General features: G+C 73.8%; 17 protein-coding genes. 9 read left to right on the forward strand and 8 right to left on the reverse strand.

The genetic code is table 11. The features are described from left to right. Positions 1–7 precede the first annotated feature (7 nt). Together bla and FB388_RS10660 are read left to right on the forward strand one after the other, a co-directional pair. Complete coding sequence (gene bla / locus FB388_RS10655; RefSeq protein ID WP_142099907.1) at positions 8–910, forward strand: class A beta-lactamase; 903 nt, start codon at positions 8–10, stop codon at positions 908–910. Positions 911–979: 69 nt separating this feature from the next. After that, positions 980–1,534 carry a D-alanyl-D-alanine carboxypeptidase family protein gene (locus tag FB388_RS10660; protein WP_142102875.1) on the forward strand — a complete coding sequence of 185 codons (555 nt, stop codon included), beginning with the start codon at positions 980–982 and terminating at the stop codon, positions 1,532–1,534. On the opposite strand, the gene FB388_RS10665 is transcribed toward FB388_RS10660, so the two are convergent. The 4 genes from FB388_RS10665 to FB388_RS10680 form a co-directional block, all read right to left on the reverse strand. Continuing rightward, a complete protein-coding gene (locus tag FB388_RS10665; RefSeq protein WP_246121804.1) occupies positions 1,531–3,336 on the reverse strand; it encodes an NHL domain-containing thioredoxin family protein in 1,806 nt (601 codons plus the stop codon). The two genes, FB388_RS10660 and FB388_RS10665, sit on opposite strands and share 4 nt — an antisense overlap. Positions 3,337–4,335: 999 nt before the next feature. Continuing rightward, positions 4,336–5,049, reverse strand: a complete 714-nt coding sequence (locus tag FB388_RS10670) for a phosphatase PAP2 family protein (protein WP_142099911.1) — start codon at positions 5,047–5,049, stop codon at positions 4,336–4,338. Between the two features lie 17 nt (positions 5,050–5,066). After that, a complete protein-coding gene (gene pgi, locus FB388_RS10675) occupies positions 5,067–6,734 on the reverse strand; it encodes a glucose-6-phosphate isomerase (RefSeq protein ID WP_425468539.1) in 1,668 nt (555 codons plus the stop codon). 21 nt (positions 6,735–6,755) lie between these two features. Next, positions 6,756–7,559, reverse strand: a complete 804-nt coding sequence (locus FB388_RS10680) for an ROK family protein (protein WP_211361845.1) — start codon at positions 7,557–7,559, stop codon at positions 6,756–6,758. A 60-nt stretch (positions 7,560–7,619) separates the two neighbouring features. Here FB388_RS10680 and FB388_RS10685 point away from each other — a divergent pair, with 60 nt between their 5' ends. The 5 genes from FB388_RS10685 to FB388_RS10705 are packed head-to-tail and all read left to right on the forward strand — an operon-like array spanning position 7,620 to position 14,707. Next, entirely contained in the window at positions 7,620–8,903 is a 1,284-nt protein-coding gene (locus FB388_RS10685; RefSeq protein WP_246121805.1) for an SWIM zinc finger family protein, read from the forward strand. Between the two features lie 17 nt (positions 8,904–8,920). Beyond that, on the forward strand, positions 8,921–10,291 hold the full coding sequence (locus FB388_RS10690) for a DUF5691 domain-containing protein (protein ID WP_246121806.1): 1,371 nt from the start codon (positions 8,921–8,923) through the stop codon (positions 10,289–10,291). Positions 10,292–10,299: 8 nt separating this feature from the next. Further along, the gene (locus FB388_RS10695; protein ID WP_142102881.1) at positions 10,300–11,385 is read left to right on the forward strand and encodes an ATP-binding protein; all 1,086 of its coding nucleotides are present in this window, start codon (positions 10,300–10,302) and stop codon (positions 11,383–11,385) included. Beyond that, entirely contained in the window at positions 11,382–13,550 is a 2,169-nt protein-coding gene (locus FB388_RS10700) for a DUF5682 family protein (RefSeq protein ID WP_142099917.1), read from the forward strand. Before FB388_RS10695 ends, FB388_RS10700 begins: the two co-directional genes overlap by 4 nt. Beyond that, complete coding sequence (locus FB388_RS10705) at positions 13,547–14,707, forward strand: VWA domain-containing protein (RefSeq protein ID WP_142099920.1); 1,161 nt, start codon at positions 13,547–13,549, stop codon at positions 14,705–14,707. The genes FB388_RS10700 and FB388_RS10705 overlap by 4 nt, the downstream gene beginning before the upstream one ends. Before the next feature lie 2 nt (positions 14,708–14,709). Here FB388_RS10705 and FB388_RS10710 read toward each other — a convergent pair whose 3' ends face one another. Genes FB388_RS10710 through FB388_RS10720 form a run of 3 tightly spaced genes read right to left on the reverse strand, consistent with a single transcriptional unit; the run spans position 14,710 to position 17,901 of the window. Continuing rightward, positions 14,710–15,459, reverse strand: coding sequence for an isocitrate lyase/PEP mutase family protein (locus tag FB388_RS10710; RefSeq protein WP_142099922.1), 750 nt, complete (start codon positions 15,457–15,459; stop codon positions 14,710–14,712). Further along, positions 15,456–16,871 carry an MFS transporter gene (locus tag FB388_RS10715; RefSeq protein WP_142099924.1) on the reverse strand — a complete coding sequence of 472 codons (1,416 nt, stop codon included), beginning with the start codon at positions 16,869–16,871 and terminating at the stop codon, positions 15,456–15,458. The genes FB388_RS10710 and FB388_RS10715 overlap by 4 nt, the downstream gene beginning before the upstream one ends. Positions 16,872–16,875: 4 nt before the next feature. Then, on the reverse strand, positions 16,876–17,901 hold the full coding sequence (locus FB388_RS10720; RefSeq protein ID WP_142099927.1) for a sigma-70 family RNA polymerase sigma factor: 1,026 nt from the start codon (positions 17,899–17,901) through the stop codon (positions 16,876–16,878). 106 nt (positions 17,902–18,007) lie between these two features. Here FB388_RS10720 and FB388_RS10725 point away from each other — a divergent pair, with 106 nt between their 5' ends. Continuing rightward, positions 18,008–19,048 (forward strand): zinc-dependent alcohol dehydrogenase, encoded by a 1,041-nt coding sequence (locus FB388_RS10725; protein ID WP_142099929.1) that lies wholly within the window; start codon positions 18,008–18,010, stop codon positions 19,046–19,048. Further along, entirely contained in the window at positions 19,045–20,190 is a 1,146-nt protein-coding gene (dgoD, locus tag FB388_RS10730; protein WP_142099931.1) for a galactonate dehydratase, read from the forward strand. Before FB388_RS10725 ends, dgoD begins: the two co-directional genes overlap by 4 nt. Here the strand turns inward: dgoD and FB388_RS10735 are convergent, their stop codons facing one another. Then, on the reverse strand, positions 20,191–22,002 hold the full coding sequence (locus FB388_RS10735; RefSeq protein ID WP_142099933.1) for an ABC transporter ATP-binding protein/permease: 1,812 nt from the start codon (positions 22,000–22,002) through the stop codon (positions 20,191–20,193). Between the last annotated feature and the right edge of the window lie 268 nt (positions 22,003–22,270).

Raw genomic sequence — 22,270 nt, forward strand, 5'->3', positions numbered from 1 at the left:
GTTGCGCATGATCGAGAAGAAGCTCAGTCGCCGTTCCGTCCTCGGCGCGGCGCTGCTGCTGCCGCTGGCCGGGTGCGCCACGGCGTCCCCGCCCCCGTCCCCGCCGCTCGCGCCGCCGGCCCCCGAACCCGTACGCACGGATCGGCTGGCCGAGCTGGAGCAGCGCTTCGACGCGCGCCTCGGGGTCTACGCGGTGGACACCGGCACCGGGCGGGAGCTGGCCCACCGCGCGGACGAGCGGTTCGCGATGTGCTCGGTGTTCAAGGCGCTGGCCGCGGCCGCGGTGCTGCACCGCACGCCGCCCGAGTACCTGGACGAGCGCGTGCGGTTCACCCAGGCCGACCTCGTCGATCCCTCGCCGGTCGCGGCGCAGCACGTCGCCGACGGCATGACGATCCGCGAGCTCTGCGACGCCGCCGTCCGCTACAGCGACAACACCGCGGGCAACCTGCTGCTGGCCGACGTCGGCGGGCCGCCCGGGATCACCGCGTTCGCCCGCTCGCTCGGCGACCAGGTCTCCCGGCTCGACCGCGCGGAACCCGAGCTGAACACCGCGATCCCCGGCGACGAGCGCGACACCACCACCCCGCGGGCGATCGCGGGGAGCTTCCGGGCGCTGGTGCTCGGCGACCACCTCGACCCGGCCGACCGCGACCTGTTCACCCAGTGGCTGGTCGGCAACACGACCGGCGACGAGCGGATCCGCGCCGGGATGCCCCCGGGCTGGCGGGTGGGCGACAAGACCGGCACGGGCAGCTACGGCACCGCCAACGACGTGGCGATCCTGTGGCCGCCCGACGGGGCGCCCATCGCGCTCGCGGTGCTGACGTCCAGGGCGGCCGAGGACGCGACCCGGGACTACGCCCTCCTCGCGCAAGCCGCGGCCGTGGTGGCGCAGGAGCTCGGCTGATCGTCGATCTGTAGGTTCGAACCGGTGTCGACCGCGCGCTCAGCCAGGACCCGACGCGCCGTGGTCGGAATGCTCGTGGCGTCGCTGTTCGGCGCCCTCGCCGCGGTGACGGCGCTGGGCGCCACCGGTCGGATGGTGCTCGTCTGGGTGCCGGTCGTGGGGCGGCCGATCGCGATCGTCGAGGAGATCCCCGGCCCGGAGACCGGTCCGGTGTGCCCGCTCGACGCGCGCTACGTCGACGAGCCCGCGGTGAAGCTGCGCCCGGACGTCCTCGCCGCCTGGCAGCGGCTGCGGACCGCGGCGGGCGGGCAGGGCGTGCAGCTCTGCGTCAACGACGGCAAGCGGAGCCGGGAACAGCAGGCGCGGCAGTTCGCCGACGCGGTGCAGCAGTTCGGCAGCGCGGAGCTGGCCAGCAAGTACGTGCTGCAGCCCGACGAGTCGATGCACGTCCGAGGCATCGCGGTGGACATCCAGCCGCTTGCTTCCGCTGCGTGGGTCGAGCGCAACGGAGTCGCCCACGGGTGGTGCCGCCGCTACGAGAACGAGCCGTGGCACTTCGAGTACGACCCCGCCTACACGACGTCCGGCTGCCCTGCGTTGCTGCCGAGCGCCACCGGGTCCTAGCGCACCGCCCGCAGGTCCAGCACCAGCTCGTCCGCGGCACCGTCGACCAGTCGCACCGGGATGCCCCAGTCCTGCTGGTAGCGGTGGCACGCGGCGAACACCCCGTCGCCGTCGTCGCACGCGGCGGCCGCCACGCTCACCTGCAGCACGCCCTCGGCGGGGGCGTCCGGGGCGAACCGCACCGTGCGCGCGAGACCCGGGGCCGTGCCCGCACCGTCGGCGAGCAGCTCGGGCGGGGATGCGGCCACGGTGAGGGACGTGGGGTCGCCGAAGCGTGCGTCGAGGTGCTGGCCGGTTGGCGGCGTGAAGTCGATCCGCAGCGCCAGCGTGCCAGGGGCGAGGTCGGTGCGGGCCCGCCGGACCTGGTGAGCACCGCCATCGACCCGGGTGCTCGCCGGGATCGCCAGCCGGACGAGCCGGTGCCCGGCCGACTCGACCACGACGAGCGTGTCCCCGTCGACGAGCAGGTCGCTCGGCTCCCGCAGGTCCCTGGCGAGGGTGCTGACGGTGCGGGTCGCGGGGTCGAACCGGCGCACCGCACCGTTGTAGGTGTCGGCGACGGCCACGGATCCGTCCGGCAGGACGGCGACGCCCAGCGGGTGCTGCAGCAGAGCCTGCTCGGCCGGCCCGTCCCGGAACCCGAAGTCGAACAGGCCCATCCCGACCGCCGTCGCCACCTGGGCGCCCGCGGCGGGGGCGGCGTGCACGGACCGCAGGGCCGAGACCTCGGAGTCGGCCACCCAGAGCGCGCCGTCCGGGCCGGTCGCGAGGCCGGAGGGCTGCGCGAAGAACGCGTCCTCGCACGGGCCGTCGCGCAGGCCCTCGTTCGTCGTGCCCGCGAGCACCTCGACCGTGCCGGAGGCCGGGTCGAACGACCACAGCTGGTGGCTGCCGGCCATCGCGACGACGACGCGGCCCCGCCACCAGGCGAGGTCCCACGGAGACGACAGCTGGGCCGCGCTCGCGCCGGGCTCCACCCGGTCGCGCAGCTGCTCCCCGGTGCCGGCGAGCGTGGTGACCGTCCCGTCGGCGAGCCGCACGCCGCGCAGCGCGTGGTTGACGGTGTCGGCGACCACGACGTCGTACCCGCTCGCCGGCTCGGGCAGCAGGAGGAGACCCTGCGGCTCCGAGAAGCGAGCGGGGGAGTCGGAGAAGCCGCGTTCCCCGGTGCCGATCCGCCGCCGCTCGGTGACGAGGTCGGGCTCGAGCTCGACGAGCTGGTGGTGCGCGGTGTCGGAGACGAGGAACGTCCCGCCGGGCAGCGCGATCGCCTTGCCGGGGAAGCGCAGCGCGGTCGCGGGCTCCGGCGGGGCGACGTACGGGCCGTCACCGCGGTGCAGGGTGCCGGCGGCCTCGTGCTCGGCCACGAGCTCCTCGATCAGCACCCCGAGCCCGTGCGCATGCCCCTCGCCGGACAGCTGGGCCACGACGTAGCCGGTCGGGTCGACCACCACGAGCGTCGGCCAGGCCCGCGCCGCGTAGGCGTCCCATGTCACGAGCTCCGGGTCGTCGAGCACCGGGTGGTGCACCGCGTACCGCTCGACCGCGGCCGCGACGGCGTCCGGGTCGGCCTCGTGCACGAACTTCGGCGAGTGCACGCCGACCGTCACCAGCACGTCCGCGTAGCGCTCCTCCAGCTCGCGCAGCTCGTCGAGGACGTGCAGGCAGTTGATGCAGCAGAACGTCCAGAAGTCGAGCAGCACGATCTTCCCGCGCAGCCCGGCGAGCGTGAGGTCCGCGCCCCCGGTGTTCAGCCAGCGACGCCCCCGCAGCTCAGGCGCCCGCACCCGTGATCGACCCACGAGGGGAGTCAACCGGTCCGCCGAGGCGCCTGTTCCCGGCAGCCAGCTGTCGCTCTCGCACCACAGGCGGCGATCATGTTCGGTCGAGGCCTCGAGCTGGGCTGCGCACCCGCGGCCGCGGCGGTCGGGCGGGGGCGGATCGGCAGGAGCCCGGTGCGCATGATCGATCCGAGGTGGCGACGATCGCCCGGTCGCGGGCGCAAAGCGTGCTCTCACGGTGATCAACGCACCATGATCGACCCGGGAGAAAGGTGGATCGCCCTGGTCGGGGCGGAGAACCGCACCTCGGAACGATCACCTGGGCGAGGGCGTGATCAAGTTGCCGCTCTGGGTCTTCGGTCGCGGACCCGGCCCGCGGTGTCGATCTGATCATGGAACGTCGGCTTGGCGCGCCGTTCCCGACACCCCGCGCCCCGATGCCCTCGGTGCCCCGCTCCCGGCCCACCGAGTAGTCCCACCGGTTCGCCCGACCCCTCGCGTCAGCAGCGGGTCAGGTTGGTAGAACGACCGAGTTCCGTGGTTGCGCGGGCGGCCGTCCCCGACTGGAGGGCACGGCGGTTCGCGGAGAGACCGTCACCGCCGGGTGCCTGCGCAACTATCCGGTGGTCCCGACCCGATCCCACGGGGGTGACCACCGACAGTCGCCGTGCATTCCCCCTGGGAGGCAAGACGAGCATCTCCCAGAGCGCCCACCGGATCGATCTTCTCCTAGCCGGCCACCGCGGCATCGCAGCGCGCGGCACTCCCACGGGAGTCCCGATGGCGAAACCAGGAGGGCGGGCGACTGGGGTCGTGCATCTCCGAGCGCCCGACGCGTGGCGCGGTCGAGGATCGCGCCAACCTGACCAACCGGCGTCAGCATCCGCACGGCCGTCAGCGGTGCCGCTCCGCGCCCACCACCAGGAGGTAGACGACCGTGAGGATGACGAGGATGCCCACGACGTCGAACCAGAACCAGCCCATCTCGAACCACCACCAGCCGGCCGCGAGAGCGCGGCATCACCCTGCTCTCGCTCCGGGGGCGGCCATGGTTACGCGGGCGCGCCACCAGCTCCACGCCACCACGCAGATCGCGAGCCATGCTCCGCCGACCAGCCATCCCGCGATCACGTCGCTGAACCAGTGCACGCCCAGGTAGATGCGGGTGAGGCCGACCGCGCCGACCCACACCGCGGCGGCCGCCACCATGGCGGCGCGGACGGCGGGGGTTCGCCCCGGCCAGGCCAGCACCACGAGCGTGCCGATCACGACGACGGCCGTGGTGGCGTGCCCGGAGGGCAGCGACTCGCTCACGGCGTGCACGAGCCGGCCGCTCTCCGGGGGCCGGGGGCGGTCGAGCAGCAGCTTGAGGCCCCGGAAGACGAGCTGGGCGCCTGCCATCGCACCGATGACGAGCACGGCGTCGGCCCGCCGGCCGGTGATCCACAGCCGAACACCGGCCACGACGGCGAGCACGGCCATCGCGGCCGTGCTGCCCAGGTGGGTGACGACGACGGCCGCCGCGGTGAGCGGGTCGGTGCGGGACTCGACCGACTCGTGGAGCACCGCGGCGTCGAGCTGGGCCGGGCCGACGCCGGTGAACGCGGCCCAGAGCCCGGCCAGCGCCGCGAGCGCGAGGAGGACGGTGACGGCCACGCCGACACCGGGTCGCGGGCGCGGGAGCGGTGTCGGTTCCCGCAGCCCGGCGGGGCGATCGTCGTCGGGTCCAGCCATCCTTCCTCGCGGTCAGGTCAGGCGGGGCGCCCCCGCATCTCCCGGTAGCGGCGCACGAGCGCCGCGGTGGAGGCGTCGAGGCCTCCGGTGTCGGCCTTGTCGGCGGCCAACACGGGGGCGAGCTGCTTGGCGAGCACCTTGCCCAGCTCCACGCCCCATTGGTCGAACGAGTCGATGCCCCAGATCGTGCCCTCGACGAATGTGACGTGCTCGTAGAAGGCGATGATCTGGCCGAGGGTGGAGGGGGTCAGCTTCGGCGCGAGGATCGTGGACGACGGGCGGTTGCCCGGCATCACCTTGTGCGGCACGACGTGCTCGGGGGTGCCCTCGGCGGCGATCTCCTCGGCGGTCTTGCCGAACGCCAGTGCCTGGGACTGCGCGAACAGGTTGGACATGAACAGGTCGTGCATGTCCCCGTCGCCGTCCACGTCGATCCCGTGGTTGGGCTGGGCGAAGCCGATGAAGTCGGCGGGCACGAGCCGCTTGCCCTGGTGCAGCAGCTGGTAGAAGGCGTGCTGGCCGTTGGTGCCCGGCTCGCCCCAGAAGATCTCGCCGGTGACCGTGGTGACCGGGCTGCCGTCGCCGCGGACGGACTTGCCGTTGCTCTCCATCGTGAGCTGCTGCAGGTACGCGGGCAGCCGGTGCAGGTACTGGCTGTAGGGGAGCACCGCGTGGGTCTCGGTGCCGAAGAAGTTGACGTACCAGACGTTGAGCAGGCCCTGGATCGCCGGGAGGTTCTCCTCGAGGGGGGCCTTGCGGAAGTGCGAATCCATCGCGTACATGCCGGCGAGGAACTCGGCGAACTGCTCCTTGCCGATCGCGACCATCAGCGAGAGGCCGATCGCGGAGTCGACGGAGTAGCGGCCGCCGACCCAGTCCCAGAAGCCGAACATGTTGGCCTCGTCGATGCCGAACGCGCGGACCTCCTTCGCGTTCGTCGACACGGCCACGAAGTGCTTGGCCACGGCCGACTCGTCGCCGCCGAGCCCGTCGACCAGCCAGTGGCGGGCCACCTTGGCGTTGGTGAGCGTCTCCAGCGTGGTGAACGTCTTGGACGAGACGATGAACAGGGTGGTGGCCGGGTCGAGGTCGCGGGTGGCCTCGGCGATGTCCGTGGGGTCGATGTTGGAGACGAACCGCATGGTGAACGAGCGGTCGGCGTAGGCGCGCAGCGCCTCGTACGCCATCACCGGGCCGAGGTCCGAGCCCCCGATCCCGATGTTGACCACGGCGCGGATCCGCTCACCGGTGTGGCCGGTCCACTGCCCGGACCGCACGGCGTCGGTGAACTCGCCCATCCGCCTGAGCACGGTGTGGACCTCGACGGGCACGTCCACGCCGTCGACGGCGAGCGCCGTGGCCTCCGGGGCGCGCAGGGCGGTGTGCAGCACCGCGCGGTCCTCGCTGGTGTTGATGTGCTCGCCCGCGAACATCGCCTCCGTGCGCTCGGGCAGCCCGGCGGCGCGGGCGAGCGCGGCGAGCAGCGGCAGGGTGTCTCGGGTGATGCGGTGCTTGGAGTAGTCGAGGACGAGGTCGGCCCCCGCGGCGGTGAGGGCGGTGGCGCGCTCGGGGTCGTCGGCGAAGAGCTCCCGCAGGTGGCGGCCGGAGACGGCCGCGTGGTGCTCGGCGAGGGCCGTCCACTCAGGGGTGGCGGTGATGTCGGTCGCATGGACGTCGGAGGACACGGACGCCATAGTGCCGCGTCCTCAGGACGGGGCGGCGGTCGGGACGCGCGGGCTGTCACCCGTCCGCTCCCAGAGCGCGATGCCGCCCAGCAGCCCCGAGATGTTGGGCACGATCGTCCGGTTGGGGCCGATGGTGTCGGGGTCGAGCTTCTTCGCGTTGCCACCCCCGATGTACAGGTGGTCGGGCAGCACCATCGCCTCGAACGCGTCGAGCGCCTCGTGCACCCGCTTGCGCCAGTGGTCCTTGCCGATCTTCTGGCGTTCGTTGTCGCCGCAGGCGACCTCGATGGACGTGCCGCCGAACGTGCCGTGCGACAGCTCCATGTGCGGCAGCAGCCTGCCGTCGAAGAACACCGCGCACCCGACGCCGGTACCGAGGGTGATCACCAGCTCCATGCCCCGGCCCTCGATGACCGCGCAGCCCTGCACGTCGGCGTCGTTGGCCACGCGGATCGGCTTGGCCAACCGCTCCGCGAGCGCGGCCTCCAGCTCGAAGCCGGTCCACATCGCCACCAGCTCCGGGTCCGGCGGGAGCCCGGGCCCCCGCCGGGAGAACGCCGGCACCTCGCGCACCCGGCCGTTCCGGATCGCGCCGGGGAAGCCCACGGAGATGCGGTCGTGCTCGGGCTGGGTCGCCACCAGGGCGGTCAGCTCGTCGAGCAGGACGGGCGGCGTGCACGGGTAGGGCGTCTCCCGGCGCGTACGCTCCGACGCCATCTCGCCGTCGGGCTCCAGCACGATCGCCTTGAGCCCGGACCCGCCGATGTCGATCGCCAGCGTGCGCGGTCCGTCCATGCGTGCGTCCTCCTCGTGCCCCTGCTCCACGTCGGGGCACGGTAATCGCCGCAGCGCGGGCTGTCACAGGTGCGTCCTATTGTGACGCGGGTGCGGTGGAGCGTGGACCAGGTGCTCGCGGTCGCACCCGATCCCCCGTCCGTTGCCGCCGGACGCGCGCAGGCGGTGGCCGCCGGATGGACCGGCCTCGGCGCGTCGGATGCCGCCGTGTGGGGTGCCTGTTCGGGTAGTGGCAAGGACCCCTACCTGACCTGCGTCGACCTGGCCGAGCCCGCGTTCCGGTGTTCGTGCCCGAGCCGCAAGTTCCCCTGCAAGCACGCGCTCGGCCTGCTCTTCCTGTGGACCGACGGCGCGGTGCCGGTGGGGGAGGAACCGGAGTGGGTCCGCACGTGGCTGGCCGAGCGGGCTCGGCGGGTCGGTCGGCGCGCGACGCAGCCCGAGGCGCCGCGCGACCCGGAAGCCGCCGCGCGCCGGGCCGAGCAGCGCGCCGACCGCGTCGCCGCAGGCGCCGCGGAGCTGCGCGAATGGCTGGCCGACCGGGTGCGCGGCGGCCTGGCGGGGGCAGACGTGGAGGAGCTGTACGGCGTCGCCGCCCGCATGGTCGACGCGCAGGCGCCCGGCCTGGCGGGCGGGCTGCGGCGCGCCGCCGGCCTGATCGGCCGGGGTCGCGACTGGCCCGGTCGCCTGCTCGCCGAGCTCGCGCTCCTGCACGTGCTCGCAGGGGCCGGCACCCGGCTGTCCACCCTGCCCGCCGACCTCGCCGCCACGGTCCGGACGCGCCTGGGCTTCCCCATCGACACGGCCGGGGTGCTCGCGACCGGTGAGCGGGTGGCCGACGAGTGGCTGGTCGCCGCGGTCACCGACGAGGTCACCGAGCGCCTCACCACGCGCCGCACCTGGCTGCGCGGGCAGGTCACCGGCCGGCCGGCGCTCGTGCTGGCGTTCGCCCCGCCCGGCCAGCCGCTGCCCCGCACGTTCCCCGCAGGGCACGTCGTCCGCGGGCAGCTCGCCTTCTACCCGGGTGCCGCGCCGCTGCGAGCCCTCGCCGCCGACATGGACGAGCCGGTTCGTGCTGGCCGGCCGGACGGCGACTCGGTGAGCGCGGCGTTGCAGTCCTTCGCCGACGCGCTGGCCGCCGATCCCTGGCTGGAGCGCTGGCCCGTCCTCCTCGCCGACGTCGCCCCGGTGGCCGACGGCGCAGACTGGGTCCTCGTCGACCCCGAGGGTGCCGCGCTGCCGCTGGCTGAGCGGGTGGACCCGTGGCCGCTCCTCGCGGTGTCGGCGGGCGCCCCGGTCACCGTCGCGTGCGAGTGGAACGCCGCCGGGCTCCGCCCCCTGACCTGCTGGGACGGCGACCGGGCGATGCGGCTGTGAACGGGTGGGACGATCTCGTGAGCACCGCGCTGCTCGGCACGGGGCGGCGACGCGTCGATCCGGCGGGGCTGCCGGCGGCGGTGCGCCCGCTGGTCACCGGGGAGGCCGAGGAGGCCCTGCTGACAGCGGCGGCGGTGCTCGCGAACTACCGGCGCGCCGGCCACGTGCCCGCCCGGCCCGACAACAGGCTGCCGGCAGCTGAGCGCGACGTCCGCCCGCTCGTCCCGCCCGCGGCCCGGCGGCGACTGCTGCGCATGCCCTCCGAGCTCCTCGGTGAGTGGCTGCGGGCGGTGCACCAGAAGGGAATGCGGGTGCCGCCGGAGCACCTGCCCGCGCTCGCCGAGGCCGCGCGCACCAGGCCGGGGCTCCGCCCGCCGCTCGCGGCCGTGGCCGGCCCGGCCGGGAGCTGGCTGGGGGAGCGCAACCCGGAGTGGTCGTTCCTCGTCACGGTCACCGGCGACCGCGCCTGGGAGTACGGCACCCCGCTGCAGCGCCGGGAGTGGCTCCGCCGCACGCTCGCCACCGACCCCGGCGCCGCCCGCACCGCGCTGGGGTCGACCTGGACGCGCGAGCCGGCAGGGGAGCGGGCCGAGCTGATCGCCGTGCTGGGCGAGCACCTCGTCCCCGACGACGAACCGTTCCTGGAGACGGCGCTGGACGACCGGGCCGGGCAGGTGCGGGAGATGGCCGCCGAGCTGCTGGCCCGGCTGCCCGGGTCGCGCCTCGCGGCTCGGATGCGCGAGCGGGCCGCCCGGCTCGTGCAGCCGGCCGGGGAGCGGTGGGCCGTCACGCTGCCCGACCCCGACGATGCCGGCCTCCTGCGCGACGCAGGCGGCGTCCGGCATCCCGCTGAGCTGCTGCGCAGGATCGTCGGCGCCACCCCGCTCGACCACTGGACGCGGTACGGCACCCCCGAGCAGGTGCTCGCCCGTGCCGAACCCGGGGTGCTGCGCGGCGGCTGGGTCCTCGCAGCCGGGCGGCAGGGCGACGCGCCGTGGGGCGCCGCTCTGCTCGCCGCCGCCGACCCGGCGAGCATCGACGGCACGGTCACCGAGATGGTGCGCCTGCTGCCCGCCCGGCTGCACCGGCCGGCCGTGGCGGTGCTCGCCGCGAAGCTCACGCCGCAGGCGATGGCGTCGGCGGTGGCGCTGCTGCCCGCGCCGTGGACCGTCGAGCTGGGCGCCGGCGTGCTCGACTGGCTCGCGAGCCATCCCGGCAACCGGGGCCTCGGTGGCGCCGCCCGCACGGCCGGCCGCACCGTCCCGATCGGCTGCCTGCGCCACCCGATCGCCACCGCGCCCCTCCCGGTCGGCGCCGCCCCCTGGTGGCGGGAGCTCGCCACCACCCTGACCTTCCGCCGTGAGATGCACGAGGAGCTGGACCGATGACCGGATCGATGGCTGCGGCCGTGTTGCGGCCGCACGCCGAGCAGGACCACGCCGACGAGCTCGCCGCGCTCGCCGCCGCCGACGACCGGCCGCGCCCGCCCTCATGGCGGCTCTCCCCGTGGGCGGTGGTCACCTACCTGCTCGGCGGCACGCTCCCCGACGGCACGGAGATCACGCCCAAGTACGTCGGCCCGCGGCGGCTGGTCGAGGTCGCCGTGGCCACGCTCGCCACCGACCGCGCGCTGCTGCTGCTCGGCGTGCCCGGCACGGCGAAGACCTGGGTGTCCGAGCACCTGGCCGCCGCGATCAGCGGCGACTCCACGCTGCTCGTGCAGGGCACCGCGGGCACCGCCGAGGAGGCGATCCGCTACGGCTGGAACTACGCCCGCCTGATCGCCGAAGGGCCGAGCCCCGCCGCGCTGGTGGAGAGCCCGGTGCTGCGCGCCATGCGCGACGGCAAGATCGCCCGGCTCGAGGAGCTCACCCGCATCGCCGCCGACGTGCAGGACTCCCTGATCACGATCCTGTCCGAGAAGACGATGCCGGTGCCGGAGCTGGGTAGCGAGGTGCAGGCCCGGCCCGGCTTCAACCTCATCGCCACCGCCAACAACCGCGACCGCGGCGTCAACGAGCTCTCCAGCGCGCTGCGCCGCCGGTTCAACACCGTCGTGCTGCCGCTGCCGGACACGGCCGACGCCGAGGTGGAGATCGTCGCCCGCCGGGTGGCGCAGCTGGGCGCGTCCCTCGAACTGCCGTCGGACGTCGCGGCGCTCGCCGAGGTCCGCCGGGTGGTCACCGTGTTCCGGGAGCTGCGGTCCGGGCGCACCGAGGACGGGCGCACGGCCGTGAAGTCGCCGTCGGGCACGCTGTCCACCGCCGAGGCGATCAGCGTGCTCACCGGGGGCCTCGCACTCGCGGCGCACTTCGGCGACGGCGTGCTGCGCGCGGACGACGTCGCCGCCGGCATCCTCGGCGCGGTCGTCAAGGACCCGGTGGCCGACCGCGCGGTGTGGGTGGAGTACCTGGAGACAGTGGTGCGCGAGCGGGAGGGCTGGGCCGACTTCTACCGGGCCGGCCTGGAGGTCAGCGGGTGAGCGACACCCGCCTGTTCGGGATCCGCCACCACGGCCCCGGCTCGTCCCGGGCCCTCACCGCGGAGCTGGTGGCGTTCCGACCGGACGTCGTGCTGATCGAGGGACCGCCCGAGGCCGACGCACTCGTGCCCATGGCCGTCGACCCCGCCCTCGAGCCGCCCGTCGCGCTGCTCGCCTACGTCGTCGACGACGTCTCGCGGGCCGCGTTCTGGCCGTTCGCCGTGTTCAGCCCCGAGTGGCAGGCCATCCGCCACGCCGTGGACGCCGGTGTGCCGGTGCGGTTCTGCGACCTGCCGGCCGCCCACCAGTTCGCTCTCGACGGCCGTCCCGGCGGCTCCGGCGACCCACTGGCGCGACTCGCCGCCGTCGCGGGCTACGACGACCCCGAGCGCTGGTGGGACGACATGATCGAGCACCGCAGGGAGCCCGCGTTCGACGTGATCGCCGATGCGATGGCCGCCCTGCGTGCGGACGATCCGGTCGGCGACCACGACGCTCGCCGCGAGGCCTACATGCGCACGGTGCTGCGCCGCACCCGCAAGGACGGCTTCGAGCGGATCGCGGTCGTCTGCGGCGCGTGGCACGTGCCGGCGCTCACCGACCCGCTCCCGCCCGCTTCCCGCGACCAGGCCCTGCTGCGCGGGCTGCCGAAGCGCAAGACGGCCTGCGCCTGGGTGCCCTGGACCCACGGCCGGCTGGCGGCCTCCAGCGGCTACGGGGCAGGCGTGACGTCCCCCGGCTGGTACCACCACCTCTTCACAGCGGACGAGGACGTCACCGCGCGCTGGCTCACCGCGGTGGCGGGGGTGCTGCGAGCCGAGGACCTGCCCGTCTCCACCGCACACGTGATCGAGGCGGTGCGCCTCGCCGACACGCTCGCCGCGCTGCGCGACCGCGTGTCCGCCGGGCTCGCCGAGGTCACCGAGGCCACGCTCTCCGTGCTGTGCGGGGGCGACGAGGTGCAGCTCGACCTAGTCACCCGGCGTCTTGTCGTCGGAGAGCGGATGGGCGCGGTTCCCGACGACGCCCCGCTCACGCCACTGGCGGCCGACCTCGCCGCCACCGCCCGCCGGCTGCGCCTCAAGCGCGAGCCCCAGCCCCGCGAGCTCGACCTCGACCTGCGCAACCCCGGTGGGCTGGAACGCTCCCGGCTGCTGCATCGGCTGCGCGTGCTCGGGATCCCGTGGGGGAGGCCCGCCGCGAGCGCCCGCCGCAGCACCGGCACGTTCCGCGAGACCTGGCAGCTCGCCTGGCAGCCGGAGTTCGAGGTCGACCTGGTGGCGGCCGGCGTCCACGGCACCACGGTCGCAGGCGCGGCCACCGCCCGCGTCCGGGCCGCAGTGGCCGACGCACCCGCGCTCTCCGACGTCACCGCCGCCGTCGAGCGCTGCCTGCTCGCCGACCTGCCGGACGCCCTCCCGGACGCGCTCGCCGCCCTGGACGCCCGGGCCGCGGGCGACGCCGACGTCGCCCACCTCATGGCGGCCTTCCCCGCGCTCGCCCGAGCCACCCGCTACGGCGACGTGCGAGGCACCGACACCGGATCGCTCGGCACCGTCGCCGAGCGGGTGCTGGCCCGGATCTGCGCCGGCCTGCCGCCCGCGGCGCACGGGATCGACGACGACGAGGCGGCGCGCCTGTCCGGGCTCGTCGACGGCGTGCACGACGTCACGGGTCTGCTCGGCGAGGCGGCCACCGGCCGCTGGCTCTCGGCGCTCGAACGGCTCGCGGAGCGGCCCGCGCTGCCGCCGCTGCTCGCCGGCCGGCTGGCGCGGTTGCTCGCCGACACCGACCGGATGGCGGCCGACGAGGTCGAGCGGCGGCTGGCCCGCGCGCTCACGCCCGGTACGCCCGCTGCGCACGCCGGTGCGTACGTCGAGGGGTTCTTCGCGGGTGGCGCGTTGCTGCTCGTGCACGACGACCGGCTGCTGCGGGTGGTCGACCGCTGGCTCGCCGAGGTGGCGGCCGACCAGTTCGACGAGGTGCTGCCGCTGCTGCGCCGCACGTTCGGCGCGTTCGCCGACCCCGAGAAGCGGGCGATCGGGGAGCGGGCCGCGGCGCTCGCGGGCCCCGCGCCGGCCGCGCGGGTCGCCGAGGGGCTGGACGAGAAGCGGGCCGAGCTGGTGATCCCGGTGTTCGCGCGTCTGCTGGGGGTGAGTGCATGAGTGACGACGAGCGGCTGCGGCGGTGGCGCATGGTGCTGGGCGGCGGCCCGGACGACACCGCGGACGGCACCGGCGTCGGGCTGAGCCCCGACGACCGCCGCGTCGACGCCGCCCTCGCGGCCCTCTACGACGGCGGGGGAGGCGAAGGCAGCGGTCCCCGGACGGGCGGCCTCGGCGGCTCGGCGCCCCAGGTGGCGCGTTGGCTCGGCGACATCCGGCAGTACTTCCCGACGTCGGTGGTGCAGGTGATGCAGCGCGACGCCGTCGAGCGGCTGGGGCTCACGCGGATGCTGCTCGAGCCGGAGCTGCTCGCCGCCGTCGAGCCGGACGTGCACCTGGTCGGCACCTTGCTGTCGCTGAAGGGCGTGCTGCCGGAACGGACGAAGGAGACCGCGCGGGAGGTCGTACGCACCGTGGTGAGCGAGCTGGAGCGCCGCGTCGCCGACCGCACCCGCGCGGCCGTCACGGGCGCGCTCGACCGCTCCGCCCGCACCCGCCGCCCGCGCCCCGCCGACATCGACCTGGCCCGCACCGTCCGGGCCAACCTGCAGCACTACTCGCCCGACCTGCGCACGATCGTGCCGGAGCGGCTGATCGGGCACGGGCGGAAGCGCCGGAGCGTGCAGCGCGACGTGATCCTCGCGGTCGACCAGTCGGGCTCGATGGCCGAGTCGGTGGTCTACGCGGGCCTGTTCGGCGCGGTGCTGGCGTCGATGTCGGCGCTGCGCACCCGCTTCGTCGCGTTCGACACCGCCGTCGCCGACCTCACCGACTCCCTCGGCGACCCGGTCGAGCTGCTCTTCGGCACCCAGCTCGGCGGCGGCACCGACATCAACCGGGCGATCGCCTACTGCCAGTCCCTCGTCGCCCGCCCCACCGAGACGCTGTTGGTGCTGATCAGCGACCTGTACGAGGGCGGGGCGCGCGCCGACCTGCTGCGGCGGGTCGGCGCGCTGGTCGCGGCCGGGGTGCAGGTGGTGGCGCTGCTCGCCCTGTCCGACAGCGGCGCCCCGGCCTACGACCACGACAACGCCGCCGCGCTCACCGCACTGGGCGTCCCCGCGTTCGCCTGCACCCCGGAGCTCTTCCCCGACCTGATGGCCGCCGCGATCCGCGGTGACGACCTGTCGCGCTGGGTCGCCACCGCGCTCGCGTGATCTCAGGCGCGCAGCTCCTGCACGGCGGCCCGGAAACCGGCGATGCCCGCGTGGTAGAAGCGAGGGCCGTAGGACACCCGCGCGACACCCAGGCCCCGGAGCGTGGCCAGGTCCAGCTCCTCGCCGGTGTTGCCGTTGACCGGGCCGGGCAGTTCTGCGACGAGTTCGGCGATGTCCGCCTTGCTCCGCACCGCGATCGGGTAGATGCAGTCGGCGCCCGCCTCCCGGTAGAGCCGGCCCCGCCGAATCGCCTCCGGAAGCCGCTCCGGTTCCGGGATCCCGCTGCTCGGCAGGAACGTGTCGACGCGCGCGTTGATCACGATCGGCACGTCAGCGTCGCCGGCTGCGGAGCGGACGCCCGCGAGCCACTCGGCGTGCTTCTCGGCGTCGGCGAGGCCGCCCGCCCGGTGGTCGGAGTCCTCCAGGTTGCAGCCGACCGCTCCGATCTCCAGCAGTCGGTCCACCAGCTCCCGCGGCTGCATGAGGTACCCGGCCTCGGCGTCCACGGTGACCGGCACCGACACCGCCCTGGCCACCCGCCCGGCCGCGGCGAACATCTCCTGCCACGGCGCACCCTCGCCGTCGGGATAGCCGAGCATCGCGGCGATGGCGTTGCTGGCGGTGGCGACGGCCGGGAACCCGGCCTCGGCCACCACCGCCGCGCTGGCGGCGTCCCACGCGTTGGGGAGCACCAGCATCTCCCCACCGTGCAGCTCCCGGAGCCGCTCGGCCCGATCCTTCAGATCCGTCACAGTTGAGCCCTCTCATCCTGAGCCACCGCGTCCGCGGTGACGGTGCCGGTGGCCGGCCGCCTGCCCGGCATGCCGAGCGCGACGAGCATGCCGATGATCGCGAACGCGGTGACGGTGCCCATCCCCGCGGTGAAGCCCGAACTGAACTCCTCGGCCGATGCGTAGCTCCCGACACCGGCGAAGACGGCGACCGTGACGGCGACGCCGAACACCCCGCCGAGGATCCGCAGCGTCATGAACACGCCGGAGGCCTGGCCGATCTCCCGCGGCTGCACCGCGCCGACCACTGCCTTCTGCGCAGCGGGCATGGCCATGGTCAGCCCGATCCCACCGATGACCAGTGCGGGCAGCACCTCGAGGTAGCCGGTGTCGGTGTCGGCGACCAGGGTGATCCAGCCCATGCCGATGCTCTGCAGAAGGAGCCCGCCGACCAGGAACGTCCGCTCGCCGTACCGGTCGACCAGCCGGCCGGCGATCGGTGCGCACACCATCAGCGTCGCGGTCCACGGCATCAGCTTCAGGCCGGCGTCGAGCGGCCCGTCCCCGAGAACCGTCTGGAAGTACTGCGCGAGGAAGAACAGGGTGCCGTACAGCGAGGCGTACAGGCCGAACGTCGCCGGGTTGGCCGTGGCGAACGCCCTGGCCCGGAAGAACCGCATCGGCAGCATCGGTGCCTGCGTGCGTCGTTCCCAGAGCACGAAGCCGACCACCAGCGCGGCCCCGAGCACCAGCGCAGCCAGCACCTCCGCGCTGCTCCACCCCGCCGCGTTCCCGCGCACGAGGCCCCAGACGATGCCGAACGCCCCGAGGGTCACGAGCAGGACGCCACCCAGGTCGAACCGGGTGTTGGGGCCGAAGCTCTCGTCGACCCGCCGCGCCGTCAAGACGATCGCGACCAGGCCGACCGGCACGTTCAGCCAGAAGATCCACTGCCAGGCCAGTCCCTCGGCGATGACGCCACCGATGAACGGGCCGCTGAACGTGGCCAGACCGGTGATGCCCAGGTAGAGCCCCATCGCCTTGCCGCGCTGCTGCGGTGGGAACAGGGCGCTGATCAGCGTGAGCGACAGCGGCAGCACCACCGCGGCGCCCACCCCCTGCAGCGCCCGGGACGCGACGAGAACGCCGATGTCGGGGGACAGCGCGCAGCCGGCCGACGCGACGGTGAAGATCGCCAGCCCGACGGCGAACATCCGGCGGCGGCCGAACCGGTCGCCCAGTGCCGCTCCGGTCAGCAGCAGCACCGCGAACGTCAGGTTGTACGCATTGACCGTCCACTCGAGCGACTCGACCGATGCCGCCAGGTCCTGCCGGATCGTGCCCAGCACCGTCGTCACGACCGAGCTGTCCAGCGCCATCATGAACGACGCGAGTGCTGCCAGGCCGAGGCCCCATGCCTGCTTCGAGGTCATCGGTTCACCCCTGCCCGTCCGTCGGGCGCAGCGACCGGGGAAGCCCGAACGTCGCCAGGAGCGAGTTGTCGATGAACCGCGTCACCGCGGCGACCCGGTCGCCGGACAGGGTCAGCACGATCACGCCGTGCGCGTGCAGGATCGGGGTGCGCGGGTCGCGCTGGTAGCAGCCGAACGCCGGTTGGCCGTTGGCCCTGGTCGGGATCAGCACGTGCCGCTTGCCGTCCCGGAGCGCGACTGTGGCCAGGAAGTTCCGCACGGCGTCCAGGCCCTGGTACTCCAGCGGCAGCGGCGGCATCGTCAGCCACGCGTCGTCGGTCAGCAGGGCGACGACCGCATCCACGTCACCGGCCTCGAAGGCGCGGACGAAGTCGGCCACGATGCGGCGCTCCTGCGGCGAGCTGGGGAGCGGCGCGCTGCCGCCGCCGGGGCCCGGCATCCCGCGCCGTGCTCGTTTCAGCGCGCCCGCCACCGCGTCCTCGGTGGTGTCGAGCATCGCCGCCACCTCGGCGGCCCGGTATCCCAGCACGTCCCGCAGCACCAGCACCACCCGCTGCTTCGGCGGCAGATCCTGCAGCGCCGCGAGGAACGCCAGCGACACCGACTCCCTCAGCTCGTAGCGCGCCTCCGGCCCTGGCGTGTGGTCGGTGATCTCGTCGAGCAGCACGTCCGGGTATGGCTCGAGCCAGCTCGGTTCCGCTCGCCGGTGCGACGGCTCGGGCAACGCGACCTCCGGTCGGTAGTCCGCGTACTCGGGCGGACGGCGCGCGCCTGCCCGCAGCGCGTTGAGGCAGCGGTTGGTGGCGATCCGGTACAGCCAGGTCCGCAGGGATGCGCGCTCCTCGTAGCCGCCGATCCCGCGCCACGCGGCCAGCAACGTCTCCTGCAGCAGGTCCTCGGCGTCCTGCACCGAGCCGAGGATGCGGTAGCAGTGCACCTCGAGCTCGCGCCGGTACGGCTCGACGAGCGCGCGGAACGCGTCACCGTCTCCGTCGCGCGCCAGCGCGAGCAGGTCCGCTGCCCCGGGCATGGGTGGCTCTTTCCCTCGTGTGACTCTCACGTATGGATGGACACTGCCACTTCCGGAAAGTGGTCGGTCCACGCCGAGTCTCCCGGTACGGGATTACGGTCGGACCATGCGCGCACTGGTGCTTGCCGACTTCTGGAAGCTGACCGTCGACGACGTGCCCGAGCCGGAGCCCGGGCAGGCGGACGTGCTGATCGAGGTGGTGGCCACCGGCATCTGCGGGTCCGACGTCCACGGCTACACCGGCGAGAACGGGCGGCGGGTGCGCGGGCAGGTCATGGGGCACGAGACCGTCGGACGGGTGCTCGCCGTCGGTTCCGAGGCGGGCCAGGATCTGGCGGCCGGTGACGCGGTGACCGTCAACCCGGTGCTGTGGTGCGGGAACTGCCGCCAGTGCGGGGTGGGGCGGGAGCAGTCGTGCCCGGACAAGCGGATCGTCGGCGTCACCCCCGAGCTGCACTCCGCGTTCGCGGAACGGATGGCGGTGCCCGCCCGCAACGTCGTGAAGCTCCCGGCCGGCATGCCGATCGAGCACGGCGCGCTCGTGGAGCCGCTGGCGGTCGGCTACCACGCGCTGGTCCGCGGCGGCTGCCGCGAGGGCGAGGCCGTCCTGGTGATCGGCGGGGGACCCATCGGGCAGGCCTGCGTGCTCGCGGCGCGGCGGCAGGGCGCGGAGCGGGTGGCGGTCTCCGAGCCGGCATCGCACCGGCGGGAGCTGAACGCGCGGCTCGGCGCCGCCGTCATCAACCCGTCCGCGACCGACGACTTCGCGGCGGCGGTGCGCACCGCGCTCGACGGGGAGCCGACCCTCGTCGTCGACGCGGTCGGCACCCCGCAGACGCTCGCCGCCGCCTTCGACTGCGCTCCGATCGGCACCACCGTCGTGCTGGTGGGCATGGGTGCGCCGACGCTCGACGTCGCCGCGTACGAGATCTCGACGAAGGAACGTTCGGTGGTCGGCAGCTTCTGCTACAGCGCCGACGAGTTCCGCGACACCGCGGCGTGGGCGGCGAGCGTGCCGGACGCCCTGGACACCTTGATCGAGAGCCGCACCGACCTCGACGGCGGTCCGGCGTCGTTCGAGGCGCTGGCTCGCGGCACCGCGCAGGCCAGCAAGATCCTCGTCTTCCCGCAGGGGGTGCAGCGGTGAAGATCACCGGCTACGAGCTCTTCGCCGTCGCGCCCCGCTGGCTCTTCCTGCGCCTCGACACCGACGAGGGCGTCAGCGGCTGGGGCGAGCCGATCGTGGAGGGCCGCGCGGCCACCACGGCCCGGGCGGTCGAGGAGGCCATGGAGTACCTCGTCGGCGGGGACGCCACCCGCATCGAGGACCACTGGCAGGTGCTCACCAAGGGCGGCTTCTACCGCGGTGGGCCGGTGCTCAACTCCGCGGTGTCGGGGATCGACCAGGCGCTGTGGGACATCGCGGGCCGCGCCCTCGGCGTCCCGGTCCACCAGCTGCTCGGCGGCGCGGTGCGTGACCGGGCCCGGGTCTACGGCTGGGTGCACGGCAGCGAGCCGGCCGAGCTGGCCGACGCCGCGCGGGCGCAGGTCGAGAAGGGCCTGACGGCGGTCAAGATGACGCCGTCGGAGCTGCTCGCACCCCTCGACACCCCGGCCGCCATCCAGCGCGTGATCGAGCGGGTCACCGCCGTGCGGGACGCCGTGGGCCCGGGCGTCGACGTCGCCATCGACTGCCACGGCCGCTTCTCAACGGCGATGTCCCGCCGGGTCCTTCCGCTCCTGGAGCCGCTGCAGCCGCTGTTCGTCGAGGAACCGGTGCTGCCCGAGCACACCCCCGACCTGGGCGCCGTCGTGCAGGCCACGACGATCCCCGTCGCCACCGGCGAGCGCCTCTACTCCAGGTGGGACTTCCGGCCGGCGTTCGAGGCGGGGATCTCGGTCGCCCAGCCCGACGTGAGCCACGCGGGCGGCATCTCCGAGACCCGGCGCATCGCGGCGATGGCCGAGACCCACGACGTCCTGCTCGCCCCGCACTGCCCGCTCGGCCCGATCGCGCTCGCCGCATGCCTGCAGGTCGACTTCGCCGCGCCGAACTTCCTCATCCAGGAGCAGTCGCTCGGCATCGGCTACGGCGACGACTCGGGCCTGCTCGGCTACCTCGTCGACGCGAGACCCTTCACGTTCACCCACGGCAGCATCGAGCGGCCCACCGGCCCCGGCCTCGGCATCGAGGTGGACGAGGCCGAGGTCCGGCGGGCGGCCGAGCGCGGGCACGCATGGCGCACGCCGCTGTGGCGGCACGAGGACGGGTCGCTCGCCTCCTGGTAGCTACTGCTGCTGGAGGGCCGACCGCTCCCAGCGGCCGTCGGTGTCCAGCTCGAGCAGCTCGTCGTGGAAGCGGCGCAGCGAGCTGCGGTGCCCGACGCTGACGATGACCATGTCGGGCAGCTCCTCGCGCAGCAGGTTGTAGAGGCTCTGCTCGAGGCCCTCGTCGAGGGCCGAGGTGGCCTCGTCCAGGAACGCCACCTTCGGCCGCACCACCAGGATGCGGGCGAACCCGAGGCGCTGCTGCTCGCCGGGCGAGAGGCGCCGGGACCAGTCGTCGACCTCGTCGAGCTGGTCGGCCAGCTGCGGCAGCTGCACCTTGCGCAGCAGGTCCGCCGCCCTGGCGTCGTCCATCTCGGTTCCCGGACCGGGGTAGGCGAGCGCGTCGCGGAGGGTGCCCAGCGGCAGGTAGGGCTGCTGGGGGAGGAAGAGCGAGCCGTCGCCGGTCGGGCGGCGCACGGACCCTGCTGCATACGGCCACAGCTGGGCCAGGCTGCGCATGAGCGTGGTCTTCCCGCCGCCCGACGGGCCGGTGACCAGCAGCGACGCGCCGGCAGCTAGCTCGAGGTCCAGGTCGTCTACCAGCACGCCCTCGTCAGGGCGGCGCACGGTGAGGTCGTGCACCTGCAGGTCGTCGGCCTCCTCGACATCCGCGGCGGGCAGGGCGCGGGCCGCTTCGTCGGCGTCCATCAGGCCCGTGAGGCGGTTGAGGACTGCGCGGTAGCTGGCGAACTCGTCGTATGCGTTGCGGAAGAACGACAGGGCGTCGTGCACCTCGCCGAAGGCGCTCGAGGTCTGGTTGAGGTCGCCGAGCGTGATCTGCTGGCTGAAGAACCGGGGGGCCTGGATGATGTAGGGCAGCACCACCGAGATCTGGCTGACCGACAGGTTGAAGCCCCTGAACTTGATGAGGCGGAACAGGACCGCCCATGCGTTGGCGATCACGTCGCTGAAGCGGGTGCCCAGAACTCCCCGCTCCACCCGCTCACCCCGCTGGAACGCGACGTTCTCCGAGTTCTCCCGCAGCCGCACGAGGGCGTAGCGGAAGGACGCGTTGAACCTCTCCTGGAGGAAGTTCAGCAGGATCAGCGGGCGCCCGATCCGGAACGCGAACACCGACGCGATGATCACGAAGGCGAACACGATGAATGTCATCGCGCGCGGGACCTCGACGCCGAGGAGGGTCAGCGGCCCGGACAGCTGCCAGAGGATGAGCGTGAACGACACCAGGGACACCAGTGAGCTGACCGCCCCGACGCCGAGTGTGATCGAGTCGTTGGGGAACGAGTTGATGTCCTCCTGGATGCGCTGGTCCGGGTTGTCCACGGCCGCGGGGGTGTAGCGGCCCTTGTGGTAGGCGCGCCCGTCCAGCCAATCGGTGATCATCCGATCCGTGAGCCACACCCGCCACCGGATGATGAGGGCGGTCTGGACGTAGACCTCGTACATCGACCGAACGACGTGGATCGTGGCGAGGATGCAGAAGATGCCGATGTACCGCCAGAAGCTCGGAGCGTCGAGGTTCTGCAAGGCCGTGAGCATGCCGTTGCCCTGGTAGGACAGCAGCACGTTGAGGCGGACCGACATGATCGCCAGTAGGAGGATCAGCAGCACGCTGAGCAGCGGCCGCCACCCTTCGTCGCCGCGCGGCGAGAAGTAGGGGAAGGCGAGGCGGCGGAACTGCCGCCCCCACACCGTGTACCGCGTCAGCAGCACGAGCAGCAGTGCAGAGCCGAGCGCGGTCGCCACGAAGACGCTGACGATCCAGATGCTGCTGGTGAGCCACTCGCTCGACCAGTCCAACTCAGTGCCCACGGGGCCTCCCCGCTCCTCGATCCTCCGGCGGGATCATCAGGGCGCGGAGCCTAGCGGGACCGGTCACAGGCGGTTGTGAGGCCCGTGGCCGGAAGCATGACCGTTACAACCCCTTCGGTAACGGCTTGATCACGACGAGCGGTTCCTCGCGCGGGGTGACTGACCGAGCACGTGCAGTTGCACGATCGCTCTGTTACCGGGGGTCCAGCTCGTCGCGCAGATCCGTTCGGCCGCCGCCGTCCTCGTCCGACAGGCCGTGTCCGGCCGC

The sequence above is a fragment of the Pseudonocardia cypriaca genome (assembly GCF_006717045.1).
In the GTDB taxonomy this organism is placed as follows: Bacteria; Actinomycetota; Actinomycetes; order Mycobacteriales; family Pseudonocardiaceae; genus Pseudonocardia; species Pseudonocardia cypriaca.